Source organism: Streptomyces pinistramenti, from assembly GCF_020564935.1.
Lineage (GTDB): Bacteria > Actinomycetota > Actinomycetes > Streptomycetales > Streptomycetaceae > Streptomyces > Streptomyces pinistramenti.
On record NZ_JAJCXB010000038.1, the window covers coordinates 62,134 to 75,000 of the forward strand.

General features: G+C 72.0%; 13 protein-coding genes, 1 tRNA gene and 1 pseudogene. 6 read left to right on the top strand and 9 right to left on the bottom strand.

From position 1 onward, the window contains the following. The first annotated feature begins 74 nt into the window (after positions 1-74). Both LIU39_RS23615 and LIU39_RS23620 read left to right on the top strand, forming a co-directional pair. Entirely contained in the window at positions 75-335 is a 261-nt protein-coding gene (locus tag LIU39_RS23615; RefSeq protein WP_227048859.1) for a chaplin, read from the top strand. A 153-nt stretch (positions 336-488) separates the two neighbouring features. Beyond that, positions 489-1,349, top strand: a complete 861-nt coding sequence (locus tag LIU39_RS23620) for a spermidine synthase (RefSeq protein ID WP_227048860.1) — start codon at positions 489-491, stop codon at positions 1,347-1,349. 27 nt (positions 1,350-1,376) lie between these two features. Here LIU39_RS23620 and LIU39_RS23625 read toward each other — a convergent pair whose 3' ends face one another. Next, complete coding sequence (locus tag LIU39_RS23625) at positions 1,377-1,922, bottom strand: hypothetical protein (RefSeq protein ID WP_227048861.1); 546 nt, start codon at positions 1,920-1,922, stop codon at positions 1,377-1,379. Positions 1,923-2,041: 119 nt separating this feature from the next. Here LIU39_RS23625 and LIU39_RS23630 point away from each other — a divergent pair, with 119 nt between their 5' ends. The 3 genes from LIU39_RS23630 (at position 2,042) to LIU39_RS23640 (ending at position 5,402) form a co-directional block, all read left to right on the top strand. Then, positions 2,042-2,734, top strand: coding sequence for a response regulator transcription factor (locus LIU39_RS23630; protein WP_227048862.1), 693 nt, complete (start codon positions 2,042-2,044; stop codon positions 2,732-2,734). Beyond that, a complete protein-coding gene (locus LIU39_RS23635) occupies positions 2,731-4,143 on the top strand; it encodes a sensor histidine kinase (protein ID WP_227048863.1) in 1,413 nt (470 codons plus the stop codon). Before LIU39_RS23630 ends, LIU39_RS23635 begins: the two co-directional genes overlap by 4 nt. A 239-nt stretch (positions 4,144-4,382) precedes the next feature. Next, complete coding sequence (locus LIU39_RS23640; RefSeq protein WP_227048864.1) at positions 4,383-5,402, top strand: chitinase; 1,020 nt, start codon at positions 4,383-4,385, stop codon at positions 5,400-5,402. A 37-nt stretch (positions 5,403-5,439) separates the two neighbouring features. Here the strand turns inward: LIU39_RS23640 and LIU39_RS23645 are convergent, their stop codons facing one another. The 4 genes from LIU39_RS23645 to LIU39_RS23660 form a co-directional block, all read right to left on the bottom strand. Beyond that, complete coding sequence (locus LIU39_RS23645; protein WP_227048865.1) at positions 5,440-6,315, bottom strand: carbohydrate ABC transporter permease; 876 nt, start codon at positions 6,313-6,315, stop codon at positions 5,440-5,442. Positions 6,316-6,358: 43 nt separating this feature from the next. Beyond that, positions 6,359-7,321 carry a carbohydrate ABC transporter permease gene (locus LIU39_RS23650; protein WP_227048866.1) on the bottom strand — a complete coding sequence of 321 codons (963 nt, stop codon included), beginning with the start codon at positions 7,319-7,321 and terminating at the stop codon, positions 6,359-6,361. 28 nt (positions 7,322-7,349) lie between these two features. Continuing rightward, entirely contained in the window at positions 7,350-8,654 is a 1,305-nt protein-coding gene (locus LIU39_RS23655; protein ID WP_227048867.1) for an ABC transporter substrate-binding protein, read from the bottom strand. Positions 8,655-8,865: 211 nt separating this feature from the next. Further along, a complete protein-coding gene (locus LIU39_RS23660; RefSeq protein ID WP_227048868.1) occupies positions 8,866-9,801 on the bottom strand; it encodes a helix-turn-helix domain-containing protein in 936 nt (311 codons plus the stop codon). A 117-nt stretch (positions 9,802-9,918) separates the two neighbouring features. Here LIU39_RS23660 and LIU39_RS23665 point away from each other — a divergent pair, with 117 nt between their 5' ends. Beyond that, complete coding sequence (locus tag LIU39_RS23665) at positions 9,919-10,569, top strand: NAD(P)-dependent oxidoreductase (protein ID WP_227048869.1); 651 nt, start codon at positions 9,919-9,921, stop codon at positions 10,567-10,569. Between the two features lie 75 nt (positions 10,570-10,644). Here LIU39_RS23665 and LIU39_RS23670 read toward each other — a convergent pair. The 4 genes and pseudogenes from LIU39_RS23670 to LIU39_RS23685 all read right to left on the bottom strand — a co-directional run. Then, a tRNA-His gene (locus LIU39_RS23670) sits at positions 10,645-10,720 on the bottom strand. Between the two features lie 109 nt (positions 10,721-10,829). Continuing rightward, positions 10,830-11,447 (bottom strand): oligoribonuclease, encoded by a 618-nt coding sequence (gene orn, locus LIU39_RS23675; protein ID WP_227048870.1) that lies wholly within the window; start codon positions 11,445-11,447, stop codon positions 10,830-10,832. A gap of 5 nt (positions 11,448-11,452) precedes the next feature. Then, positions 11,453-12,736: a GlxA family transcriptional regulator gene (locus LIU39_RS23680; RefSeq protein ID WP_227048871.1), complete on the bottom strand. Its 1,284-nt coding sequence runs from the start codon at positions 12,734-12,736 to the stop codon at positions 11,453-11,455. 14 nt (positions 12,737-12,750) lie between these two features. Further along, positions 12,751-12,867 (bottom strand): annotated as a pseudogene (locus LIU39_RS23685) (IS5/IS1182 family transposase); the annotation flags it as partial.

Here is a 12,867-nt window from a genome sequence, read left to right on the forward strand (position 1 = left end):
GAATGCCAGCATCCCGGAAACCCCGTGCTCGTTGTGACTGGGTGCCCCATTCGTCAACGGAAAGGAGAATGATGATGAAGCGGATCGTCAAGTCCGCCGCAACGGTTGCGGCCGGCTGTGCGCTGGTGCTGGGAGGTGCCGGGATCGCCGCCGCCGGCAGCGGTGACGGCCACGGTGGCGCCGGCGCCGTCGGGGCGGCTTCGAAGTCGCCCGGCGTGATCAGCGGCAACGTGATCCAGGTTCCGGTGCACGTGCCGATCAACGTCTGCGGCAACAGCATCAACGTGATCGGCCTGCTGAACCCGGCATTCGGGAGCACCTGCGCCAACAAGTGACCCGGCGCCGGTCCGGCCGGCAGCGGGAAGACACGTGACGGCGGGCCGCCCCTGACCTCGGTCACGGGCGGTCCGCCGCTCGCTCAAGGACCGGCCGCCATCCCTTCGCCGACCAGCGGATACGGGCCGGCGGCCGGCCGCCATACTGGGGGTATGGCGAAGAGCAGACGCGGGCGCGGCGGCGCGGAATCCGTGGTGGAGACGGTGGCGGGCGGCGTCGCCGAGCTGCGGCCCGACCGGGACAGGCCGCGCGCCAGGACCCTGCTGATCGACGGTGCCCCGCAGTCGTACGTCGACCTCGGCGACCCGGCGTACCTGGACTTCTCCTATCAGCGCCGCCTCGGCCACGTCGCCGACCTCGCGGCGCCGCCCGGCAGGCCCCTCCAGGCCGTGCACCTCGGCGGCGGCGCCCTGACCCTGGCGCGCTACATCGCGGCGACCCGGCCGCGCTCCACCCAGCAGGTCGTCGAGATCGACGCTCCGCTGGTCCAACTGGTGCGCCGCGAGCTGCCGTTGGAGAGCGGCTGGCGGATCCGGGTGCGCGGCGGCGACGCCCGCGAAGGGCTGGCGAAGGTCCCGGACGGCTGGGCGGACCTGATCATCGCCGATGTCTTCGGCGGCGCCCGCACCCCCGCCCACCTGACCAGCACCGAGTTCGTCGCCGATGTGCGGCGGGCACTGCGTCCCGACGGCTGGTACGCCGCGAACATCGCCGACGGGCCGCCGCTGCGGTTCCTGCGCGGCCAGATCGCCACCGTCCGCACGGCCTTCCCCGAACTGTGCCTGACCGCCGACCCTGCGGTGCTGCGCGGCAAGCGGTTCGGCAACGCCGTGCTGCTCGCCGCCGGCCGGCCGCTGCCGGTCGCCGAACTGACCCGGCGGGCCGCGAGCGACCCGCAGACCGGACGCGTCGAACACGGCCGGGCGCTGCTGGACTTCACCGGCGGCGCCGCGCCGGTCACCGACACCACAGCGGTGGCTTCGCCCGCACCGCCACCGGAGGTCTTCGACTGACCCGCGGGCCGCACGCGCAGCGGCGCGTCAGCCCGTGCTCTGGCTGCTCTGCACCATCGGCGGATGGCCGTTCCAGGTGCAGAAGACCGACGCGTGGCCGGGGCCGGTGAAGTCGACCCGGATCCAGCTCTCCTGCTTCCACACCTGCATCTCCCAGCCCGGGTTCGGGGTCGCCGACACCAACTGCGCCGAGTCGTCGCGCAGGTCGAAGACGACCCGGCCGCCGGCCGTCGACCAGCTCTTGACGTGCTGCCCGCCGGACAACGACCCGGCCGGCGTGCCGGGACGGTGCCGGGGGGCCGCGCTTCCGGTACGGGAGGGGGCGGCGGATGCCGGCGGCGCGCCGGAGGGCGAGGAGCCGGGGCCGGCGGACGGCGACGGCTTGGGGCGGTGGGTGGAGGAGACCTGGGGGGAGGCGTCGGGCGGGGAGGGCGCCGCGGCGGACAGCGGCAGCGCGCGCGGCGGGTCGTACGCCGTGCCGGACATGACCGTGTGCACGCCGTACCACGACAGCGTGACCGCGGCGCCGGTCGCCAGCGTCCAGGCCGCGGCGTGCATCAGTCCTCGTCGCATCCCGCTCATACTGCACCACCCGCACGCCCGGACACAGCCCGCGGACGATGGCCTTCGGACGCCCCCGCAGGGCCGGTTGTGGGCGAGGGGAGTCACCCGTATGGCGTACGGTGCCGCCCATGGCAAGTGTGCTCGTCGTCGAGGACGACCAGTTCGTCCGCTCGGCTCTCATTCGGCATCTGACCGAGGCGTCCCACACGGTACGGAGCGTCGGCACCGCGCTGGAGGCGCTGCGGGAGGTGGCGCACATCGGGTTCGACGTGGTCATCCTCGATCTCGGCCTGCCCGATCTGGACGGCGCCGAGGCACTGAAGATGCTGCGCGGCGTCACGGACGTACCGGTGATCATCGCCACCGCGCGGGACGACGAGGCGGAGATCGTGCGGCTGCTCAACGACGGTGCCGACGACTACCTGACCAAGCCGTTCTCCGTGGAGCACCTCTCGGCAAGGATGTCGGCGGTACTGCGCCGCGCACGGGGCGCCGTGGCGGGCGGCGAGGCGCCCTCCGGGGTGGTCAGGGTCGGCGGGCTGACCGTGGATCCGCTGCGCCGCCGGGCCGCGCTGGACGGCGTTGCGCTCGATCTGACCCGGCGGGAGTTCGACCTGCTGGCCTTCCTCGCCGGCCGGCCCGGTGTCGTCGTCGCGCGCAGGGAACTGCTCGCCGAGGTCTGGCAGCAGTCCTACGGCGACGACCAGACCATCGACGTCCACCTCTCCTGGCTGCGAAGGAAGTTGGGGGAGACGGCGGCGAGCCCCCGGTACCTGCACACGCTGCGCGGGGTGGGTGTGAAGCTGGAGCCGCCCCGGTGAGATGGGCGCTCGTCAAGGTGGCGCTGGCGGTCACGGTCATGGTCGTGGTCGCCTTCGCCGTCCCGCTCGGCCTGGTCGTCAAGGAGATGGCCGGCGACCGCGCGTACTCCAACGCCGAACGGCAGGCCGCCACCATCGGCCCGGTACTCGCCATCACCACCGACCGCATCCAGCTCGAACGCGCCGTCGCCAGCGCCGAGACCGGGCCGGGGGGCCGGATCGGCGTCCACGTCCCCGCGGGCGGCAAGGGCGCGAAGGCCGCCGAGATCGGCTCCTGCCGGGCCGCCCCGCGGGACGTGGCATCGGTGATCGGCCTCGGCCGCGCCTCCATCGCTCCCGTACGGGGCGGCTCCGTGCTGCTCCAGCCGACCGCCGTCGCCACCGGGATCGCCGTCGTCGAGGTCTACGTGCCCGACGCCGCGCTCACCAACGGCGTCACCACCTCCTGGCTGGTGCTGGCCGGTGTCGGGCTCGCGCTGATCGTCGGCTCGGTCGCGGTCGCCGACCGGCTGGGCACCCGCATGGTCCGCCCCGCCGAGCGGCTGGCCGGTGCCGCGCACGACCTCGGCACCGGCAGCCTCGGCGTCCGCGTCCCCGAGGAGGGCCCCAAGGAGCTGCGGTCCGCCGCCGTCGCCTTCAACTCCATGGCCGACCAGGTCGTCCAACTGCTCGCCAACGAACGCGAACTGGCCGCCGACCTCTCGCACCGGCTGCGTACGCCGCTCACCGTGCTGCGGCTGAACGCGGCCTCGCTCGGCGAGGGGCCCGCCGCCGACCACACCAGGGCCGCCGTCGAACAGCTGGAGCGGGAGGTCGACCAGATCATCCGCACCGCGCGCGAACAGAAGGCCCAGACCCGGCAGGCGGCGGCCGCGGCGGGCTGCGACGCGGCGGAGGTCATCCGCGAGCGGATGGCCTTCTGGTCGGCGCTCGCCGAGGACGAGGGCCGCACGGTCCGGGTGGCGGGGATCCACCGCCCGGTACGCCTGCCCGTCGCCCGCCCCGACCTGGCCGCCGCCCTCGACGCGATGCTCGGCAACGTCTTCCGGCACACCCCCGAAGGCACCGACTTCGCCGTCGACGTGCACCACGCGGGCGCGGCGGGCAACGCGGTGATCGTGCTGGTCTCGGACGCGGGGCCCGGCATCGACGACCCGGCCGCCGCGCTGCGCCGCGGCCACGGAGGCGGCGGCGACGGCTCCACCGGGCTCGGCCTTGACATCGTGCGCAGGCTGGCCGAAGCGACCGGCGGCGACGTCCGCATCGGCCGTTCGGTCCTCGGCGGCACCGAGGTGCGGGTGTGGCTCGCCCTGGACGGCAGGGGCCCGCGCGGCGGTGCCCGCGGCGGCGGGCACCGGCTGCGGCGTTCGCTGGGCGGCCGCGGGAAACGGGCCGCCGGGCGGGTGTGAGGGCCGGCCGGGAGCCGTGGCCGGTCCCCTGACCCGCGCAGGAGCGGTCGCGGGGCCCCGCAGGAGCCGGGTTCTTAACCGGCCCCTTCCCCTTCCTTAAGCCGGACATAAATCCGCCAACCACCCCACAGAACCAGGCATTTGTCCGTTTCGTGATCGCTAGCGTGCGGGAACGCATCCCCGTCCCCCTCACGACGACAGGCAGGCACGCCATGAGTTCCTCGGCCCACCGCCGGCGCATGAGCCGCACCACCAAGCTGATCTCGACCGCCGCGGCCGTCACGGTCGCCGCGGGCGGCGCCTTCGCCATCGCCGGATCGGCAACGGCGGGCAACGTCCCGCAGGCCGCCGGCACCCCGAAGGCCCCCGCCGCCTTCGCCCCGTACGTCGACACCTCGCTCAGCCCCGCCTACGACCTCGCCGGCACCGCGCGGAAGACCGGCGTCAAGCACTTCACCCTCGCGTTCATCACCTCCGGCGGCGGCTGCGACCCCAAGTGGGGCGGCGGCGGTGCGCTGGACGGCAACCCGGTGGCCCGGCAGATCCCCGGCCTGCGGGCGGCCGGCGGCGACGTGCGGGTCTCCTTCGGCGGCGCCAACGGCTCGGAACTGGGGCTGACCTGCGACTCGGCCGACGCGCTCGCCGCCGCGTACGGCAAGGTCATCGACCAGTTCAAGCTGACCGCCGTCGACTTCGACATCGAGGGCGGCGCGCTCCCGAACACCGAGGCCAACACCCGCCGCGCCCAGGCCATCGCCCGGCTCCAGAAGAGCCACCCCGGCCTGGACGTCTCCTTCACGCTGCCGGTCATGCCCGAGGGCCTGACCCAGGACGGCGTGAACCTCGTCGCCGACGCCAAGAAGAACGGCGTCAAGGTCTCCACCGTCAACGTCATGGCGATGGACTACGGCGCCTCCTACGACGGCGACATGGGCACCTACGCCACCCAGGCAGCCACCGCCACCCAGGCGCAGCTGAAGAAGGCGCTCGGGCTGGACGACGCGGCCGCCTGGAAGGCCGTCGCCGTGACGCCGATGATCGGGGTCAACGACGTCCAGAGCGAGACCTTCACGGTGGACGACGCCGCCCAACTGGTGGCGTTCGCCAAGGAGAAGCATCTGGGCGCCCTGTCCATGTGGTCGTCGGCCCGCGACAAGGCGTGCGAGGGCGGTGCCCAGAACTCCGCGCAGCCCACCTGTAGTTCCATCGAGCAGGGCCCGCTGGACTTCACCAAGGCGTTCGGCACGTACACCGGCTGAGCCGGCGGACCTGACGGGCCCGGACGTTCCGGGCCCGTCAGCCCTTGACCGCGCCCTGCATGATGCCGCCGACGATCTGCCGGCCGAACAGCAGGAAGGCGAGCAGCAGCGGGAGCGTGCCGAGCAGCGCACCCGCCATGATCACCGACTGGTCGGGAATGTAGCCGCGGCCCAGGCCGGTCAGCGCGACCTGCACCGTCGGGTTCTCCTGGGTGAGCGCGATGATCGGCCAGAAGAAGTCGTTCCACGCCTGGACGAACGTGAGCATCCCCAGCACCGCCATCGCCGGGCGGGCTGCGGGGAAGACGACGTGCCACACCACCCGCAGGCTGCTCGCCCCGTCCATCCGGGCCGCCTCGACCAGCTCCGTCGGCAGCGCCTGGAGCAGGTACTGCCGCATGAAGAACACCCCGAACGCGCTGACCAGCGTCGGCAGCACCACCGCCTGGAGGTGGTTGGTCCACTCCAGCCGGGCGATGGTCATGAACAGCGGGACGACGCCGAGCTGCGGCGGGATCATCATCGTGCCGATGACCAGCAGCATCAGCAGGTTCTTCAGCCGGAAGCGCAGCTTGGCGAAGGCGAAACCGGCGAGCGTGGAGAACACCACCGTGCCCAGCGCGATGGTGCCCGCCACCACCGTCGTATTGGCCAGCGCAAGCCCCATGTTGGCGTCGGACCAGGCGGTGCCGAGGTTCTTCAGCAGGTGGGAGCCGAACCAGAAGGGCGGCGGCGTCTGCGCCAGCCGGCTGTTGTCGCGCGAGGCGGCGACGGCCGTCCACACCAGCGGGAAGAGCGAGCCGACGGTGAACAGCACCAGCACGGCGAGGGCCACGGGGCCGCCGCGCAGCGTGCGGCCCGCCCCGCTGCGCCCCCTGCGCCCGCCCGCCTCGGCCCTGCGCGATGCCCTCACTCCGCCTCCAGCTCTCTCGGAATCCGGCCGTCCGCCCGGCAGTTCACCGGTCCGCACGCAGCCGTCGGCCGACCAGCGCGGCGACCGCGGCGATCACCAGCAGGATCAGGAACATCGCCCACGCGACGGCGGAGGCCCGGCCGAGGTGGAAGTTGAACCAGCCCTGCTCGTAGAGGTAGAGCCCCAGGGTCTGGAACTGGTGCGCGGCGCCGCCCTTCTGGCCCGCCGCGCCACCGAACAGCAGGGGCTCACCGAACAGTTGGGTCGCGCCGATCGTCGAGACGACCACCGTGAACAGCAGCGTCGGCCGCAGCGAGGGCACCGTGACGTGCCGGAACTGCCGCCACGCGGACGCGCCGTCCAGCGCCGCCGACTCGTAGAGGTCCTTCGGGATGGCCTGCATCGCCGCCAGGTAGATCAGTGCGTTGTAGCCCGTCCAGCGCCAGATGACGATCGAGGAGACCGCGAGCTGCGAGGTCCAGGTGCCGCTCTGCCAGTCGACGGGCGCGATCCCGGCCGCGCCCAGCGCCCAGTTGATCATCCCGTAGTCGCGTCCGAAGAGCAGCACGAAGACCAGGGAGGCCGCGGCGACGGACGTGGCGTACGGCGTCAGCAGCGCCACCCTGAAGAACGACGCACCGCGCATCCGCTGGTGGAGGAGGTGTGCGAGCCCGAGCGCCATCAGCAGCTGCGGCACCGTCGACAGCACCCCGAGCGTGAAGGTGTTGCGCAGCGCGTTCCAGAAAAGGTCGTCGTCGAGCAGCCGCACGTAGTTGTGCAGCCCGGCCCACTGCATGTCGCCGGGCGCCGACAGCTCCACCCGGTGCAGCGAGGCCCATCCCGTGTAGAGCAGCGGGAACAGTCCGAACGCGGCGAAGAAGAGGAAGAACGGCGCGATGAAGGCGTACGGGCTGTAGCGCACGTCCCAGCGGTAGCGGCGGCTGCGCCGGGCGCGGCGACGGGCTTCCCTGTCGTGTGCCGCCTGCGCCGCCGCGGCGCCGCTCACCCGGCCACCCGGCCGGGACCGGCGCCGCTCACCCGTCCACCGCGCTCTGGATGTCCTCGACCGCCGCCCGCCAGCCCGCCTCCGGCGACTTGCCCTGCTGCTCGACCTGGAGCACGCCGACATCCGTGAACGCCTGCGCGATCTGCTGGTCCTTGGGTCCGATCCGCAGCGTCGGAATGCCCTGGGCCGCGGCCGAGAAGATCGTGCCGGTCGGTGCGTCACCGAAGTACGGGTTCCTGGCGTCCTTCACGGCGGGCAGTCGGTAGGCGGCGGGCGTACTGGGAATGCTCGCCTGCCCGGCGAAGACCTTCGCCTGCTGCTCGGGCCGGGTCAGCCAGACCGCGAGATCGATCGCCTGGGCCTTGTGCCGGGCGGCCCGGGGCACGGCGATGAAGGAGCCGCCCCAGTTGCCGGGCCGCGGCGCGGGAGCCACGTCCCACTTGTCCTTGCCCGCGGCTCCGGCCTTCTCCTTGATGTAGCCGAGCATCCAGGGCGCACAGGCCACGGTCGCGAACCTGCCGTTGGCGAACGCCTGGTCCCAGGGCTTCTCGAACTGCTTGAGCCGCGCGGTCAGCCCGCCTTCGGCCGCCCCGGTGGCCAGCCGCCACGCGGTCTTCACCGCCGGGCTGTGCTGGTAGATCAGCTTCCCTTCGGCGTCGTAGAAGCGGTCGGCATAGCCGTTGACGACCGCGTTGAACAGCCCGGATGCCGAGTCCATGAAGACCGTCCCCTTGGGGGCCTTCTTCCGGTACGCGACGCCGGTGTCCACGTACTTCTGCCAGTCGCCCGCCCACAGCTTGCCGACCTCGTCGCGCCGGGTGGGCAGGCCCGCCTTGCGGAACAGGTCCTTGCGGTAGCACAGCGCGGTCGGCCCGATGTCCGTACCGAGCCCCACCGTCCGGCCGTCCGGGGCGGTGGCCTGCGCCCACTTCCAGTCCAGCCAGCGCTTCTTGTCGACACCGGGGGCTCCGGACAGGTCCTCGAACTTGTCGGCCTGGGTGGTGGCCACCTCGTTGATGTTGCCGACCTCGATGGCCTGGATGTCCGACAGGCCGCTGCCCGCCGCGAGGTGGGTGAGCAGCTGCGGGTAGTAGATGTCGTTCCGCTCGATCACGCTTTCCTTGATCGTGACATCCGGGTGCAGCTTCTCGTACTCCTTGTAGAGACCGGCCTGCTGATAGCCGAAGACACCGAAGGTGCCGACGCTGATGACGGTCTTGCCGCCGGCGTCGTCGCCGCTGTCGTCGGCACAGCCGGCGAGCAGCGCGGCGCCGAGAGCGGTGACCGCGGTGAGGATCACTACCGTGCGGGACGTACGGGAACCGCCGTGCATGTGCGTCCTCCTGGTGCCCTGACGACGTACCGGTGCGTACGAGAGATGTAGGGATCCCATTCCGGGAGCGCTTCCAGCCGTGATGAGGTGAAGAGTCACCTCAACCCCCGGTGGTGTCAAGGGAGTACGCACCAACTCACGCCACACCACACCCCGGCGCCCCGGGCGCACGCGCCGCCCCAACTCGCTCCGGGAGGCGCCGTGTTACCGCTCAGTCCCGGGCGGCGCCCCCGAGGGCCGCGGCCCCTGTGCTGCCCCGTACGGCCTCCCGGAAGGCGATCGGGGTGGTGCCCGCGTGCCGCTGGAAGAACTTGGTGAAGTTGGTGGCGTCGGCGAAGCCGAGACGGTCCGCGATCCGGGCCGCCGACCGGTCGCCGTGCGCCAGCAGCCGCTTGGCCTCCAGCACCACCCGGCGGTCGATGAACTCCTTCGCCCCGACCCCGGCCGCGGCCTCGGTGGCGCGGGACAGGGTGCGCGGCGCATACCCCAGCGCCCTGGCGTAGTCGGCGACCCGGCGGCTGTGCGCGAAGTCCCGCTCCACCGCCTCCCGGAACCGCAGATAGGCCACGCTCGCCTCGCAGACCGAGCCGTCGGCGGCGTGCGCCGGAACCTCCAGATGCGCCACCCGCAGCACCAGCACGGCCAGCAGGTGCCGCAGCACGTCGACATGCGTCTCCAGCGGCAGCCCGCCCAGCACCCCGAACTCCCCGTGCAACTGCCGCAGCGCGTCGTCCGTACGCCGGGCCGCCGCGCCCTCCGGGTGCCGTACGGCCGGCCCGTACCAGTCCTCGATCCGGGCCGCGGTAGCCGTCGCCGGATCCAGGAAACCCGACTCGAACAGCACAAGGCGTCCTTCGGCCCCGGTCAGATCACCGAAGTGCTGCACCTGCCCCGGCCGGGACCACAGCCAGTCGCCCGCGGTGATCACGTGCTCCCGGAAGTCGACGGTGTGCGTCAGGCGGCCGCTGTCGACGGTCAGCAGGTGATGGAAACCGGGGCGGTGCGGGGTGGCCAGCCGGCAGGCGTCGGCGCGGTCGCGGAGCTCGGCCAGCGTCATCACCTCGACCCCCGCCGGCCGCCCGGCGGGCGCCGCGAACGCGACCTCCGGGATATCGGCATCCGCCCCCGCCTGTCGCATTCTGACCATCTCCCGTCCCATGTCTACCCCGAAATGTCCCGCTGGTCCCTCTAGCGTAGAAGACGTCAGCGCGGCTGATGACGGAAAACGGAAGTCCTCACCGGACCCAGCACACCAGGAGACACCATGTCCACGATCGCGATCTTCGGAGCCAACGGCACCATCGGCAGCCGCATCCTCCAGGAGGCCCTCAGCCGCGGCCACCAGGTCACCGCCGTCGTCCGCGACCCGGCGAAGATCACCACGAGCCACCCGAACCTCACGGTCACCACCGGCGACATCCTCGACCCGGCATCCGTCGCCGCCGTGGCCAAGGACCAGGACGTGCTGGTCAGTGCGGTCGGCGGCGGCGACGGCCCCGGGCACATCGCCACCATCGAGCCCGCAGCCAAGGCGCTCGTCGCGGGCCTGCGCACCCTCGGCGACGCGGCCCCGCGGCTGATCACCGTCGGCGGCGCCGGCTCGCTCCGCAAGGCCGACGGCACCCTGGTCTGGGACGCCGAAGGCATCCCCGAGTTCCTGCTCCAGATCATGCACGCGCACGGCGACGCGCTGGAGTACTACCGCACCGTCAGCGACATCCGCTGGACCAACCTCAGCCCGGCCGCCACCATCGAGCCCGGCGAGCGCACCGGCAGCTACCGCACCGCCGTCGACGACCTGCTCACCGCGGCCGACGGCAGCAGCCGGATCTCCGCCGAGGACTACGCGGTCGCCCTCGTCGACGAGATCGAGCGCCCGCAGCACACGGGCGAGCGCTTCACCGTCGCGTACTGAGCGCACCGGGCCACCGGCCAGGCACGGCGCCCGACAACACGCAAGGCCCCCGACCGAAGTCGGGGGCCTTGACGTTGGGGTGAGTAACGGGACTTGAACCCGCGACATCCTGGACCACAACCAGGTGCTCTACCAGCTGAGCTATACCCACCGTGACCGGTGCTGTGTGGTTCTTTTTCCCCACCGGCTGAGAAAAAGTGTACAGGGTCTGGAGGGGTGCTCGCTCCCGGATTTCGCCTGGCCGGGAGCGAGCTGCGTCACTACGGTGCGGACGGCGCCTCGGGCGGCAGGACATGCTTGGCCGCGAGGGCCTTCGCCGTGTCCGAGTCCGGGCCGGGCTGCGGCACGAAGACCGCCTCCCGGTAGTAGCGCAACTCCGCGATGGATTCACGGATGTCCGCCAGCGCCCGGTGGTTGCCGCTCTTGTCCGGACTGTTGAAGTACGCCCGTGGGAACCAGCGCCTGGCCAGTTCCTTCACCGACGACACGTCGACGATCCGGTAGTGCAGATAGTTTTCCAGCGTCGGCATGTCACGCAGCAGGAAGCCCCGGTCGGTGCCGACGGAGTTGCCGCACAGCGGCGCCTTCCCCGGCTCGGGCACATGCTGCTTGATGTAGGCCAGCACCTGCGCCTGTGCGTCCTCCAGCGTCGTGCCGCCGTCCAGTTCCTCCAGCAGCCCGGAGGCGGTGTGCATCTGCCGCACCACCTCCGGCATGGTGGTGAGCGCCTCGGCCGGAGGGCGGATCACCACATCCACCCCTTCGCCCAGCACATTCAGCTCCGAGTCGGTGACCAGTGCGGCCACCTCGATGAGCGCGTCATTCGCCAGCGAGAGTCCGGTCATCTCGCAGTCGATCCACACCATGCGATCGTTCATACGGCTCACCCTACGGGGCGCTCACGCTGGCTGGGCAGCACGGGGCGTCCCGCACCCCGTCCGACCGGAGCCTCCGGAAGACGGGCGGCGTAGGTGTCCGCCTGTGGTGTGTGTTCGCCCCCCTCCGCGGTCGCCAGCGCCGCCGCCGCGCCGTGACCGTGGCCGGCCACCGCGGCGAACCTCTCGCCGCCTGCGCCCGCGCCCGCGCCCAGCGCCGCACGCTCGCTCCGCTCCGTACGCAGCGCGCCCTCGGGCGCACCGTTCTGCGGCCGGCGTGCCCGGTACGCGGCGCGGTACGCCGCGGGCGAGGCACCCAGCTGCCGCCGGAAGTGGCCGCGCAGCGCGACCGGTGAGCGGAATCCGCAGCGCCCCGCGACCTCGTCGACCGAATAGTCGGAGGTCTCCAGCAGCCGCTGGGCCTGGAGGACCCGCTGGGTGATCAGCCACTGGAGAGGAGCGCTCCCGGTGAGGGAACGGAACCGGCGGTCGAAGGTACGACGGCTCATATAGGCGCGGGCCGCCAGCGTCTCCACGTCGAACTGCTCGTGGAGGTGCTCCAGCGCCCAGGCGACGACCTCGGCGAGCGGGTCGGCGCCGATCTCTTCAGGTAATGACCTGTCCAGGTAGCGCTGGTGACCCAGGTCGGCCGCGGTGCGCCGGGGCGGTACGACCAGCCTGCGGGCCAGTGCGTTCGCCGCGTCCGCGCCGTGGTCGGTGCGCACGATGTGCAGACACAGGTCGATACCGGCCGCCGTTCCCGCGGAGGTGAGCACATCGCCGTCGTCGACGAAGAGTTCACGGGGATCGACGTGGACGGACGGATAACGCTTGGCGAGCGTCGGCGCGTACATCCAGTGGGTCGTGGCCGGCCGGCCGTCGAGCAGCCCGGCCGCGGCGAGGACGAATGCCCCCGTGCACAGCCCGACGATTCTGGCCCCTTCTTCGTGCGCGCGGCGCAGCGCGTCGAGCGCGGCGGGCGGCGGGGCCTGGGTGATGGAACGCCAGGCCGGCACGACGACCGTCCCGGCTCGTGCGATTGCTTCCAGCCCATAGGGGGCGGAAAGTTCAAGCCCCCCGGTCGTGCGCAAAGGCGCATCTTCGCCCGCGCACACAAGCAGTCGGTATCGAGGAACGCCGGCGTCCTGGCGGTCGATACCGAAGACCGAGAGCGGTATGGAGCTCTCGAAAATGGGGCCGCCGCTGAAGAGGAGCACCGCGACTATTTCGCGGCGTCGTCGGGCAGCGAGCTTGCGTGCGGGATCTGGTACGGCAGCGGAGTCCTGGCTCATGGCACTTAGAGGAGCTAACACAATGCTTGGACTCGTCTGTAGGTGATCACGCAGCAGGCGAGTTTGAGGAATGCCTCGTGGATGTCGTCTCGGATGTCCCAGCGGATCCGTAGTCGTCTGAAGCCGTGGAT

Coding starts and splice junctions, on each gene's coding strand:
- LIU39_RS23615 (WP_227048859.1), top strand. CDS start 75: ATGAAGCGGATCGTCAAGTCCGCCGCAACGGTTGCGGCCGGCTGTGCG.
- LIU39_RS23620 (WP_227048860.1), top strand. CDS start 489: ATGGCGAAGAGCAGACGCGGGCGCGGCGGCGCGGAATCCGTGGTGGAG.
- LIU39_RS23625 (WP_227048861.1), bottom strand. CDS start 1,922: ATGCGACGAGGACTGATGCACGCCGCGGCCTGGACGCTGGCGACCGGC.
- LIU39_RS23630 (WP_227048862.1), top strand. CDS start 2,042: ATGGCAAGTGTGCTCGTCGTCGAGGACGACCAGTTCGTCCGCTCGGCT.
- LIU39_RS23640 (WP_227048864.1), top strand. CDS start 4,383: ATGAGCCGCACCACCAAGCTGATCTCGACCGCCGCGGCCGTCACGGTC.
- LIU39_RS23655 (WP_227048867.1), bottom strand. CDS start 8,654: ATGCACGGCGGTTCCCGTACGTCCCGCACGGTAGTGATCCTCACCGCG.
- LIU39_RS23660 (WP_227048868.1), bottom strand. CDS start 9,801: ATGGTCAGAATGCGACAGGCGGGGGCGGATGCCGATATCCCGGAGGTC.
- LIU39_RS23665 (WP_227048869.1), top strand. CDS start 9,919: ATGTCCACGATCGCGATCTTCGGAGCCAACGGCACCATCGGCAGCCGC.
- orn (WP_227048870.1), bottom strand. CDS start 11,447: ATGAACGATCGCATGGTGTGGATCGACTGCGAGATGACCGGACTCTCG.
- LIU39_RS23680 (WP_227048871.1), bottom strand. CDS start 12,736: ATGAGCCAGGACTCCGCTGCCGTACCAGATCCCGCACGCAAGCTCGCT.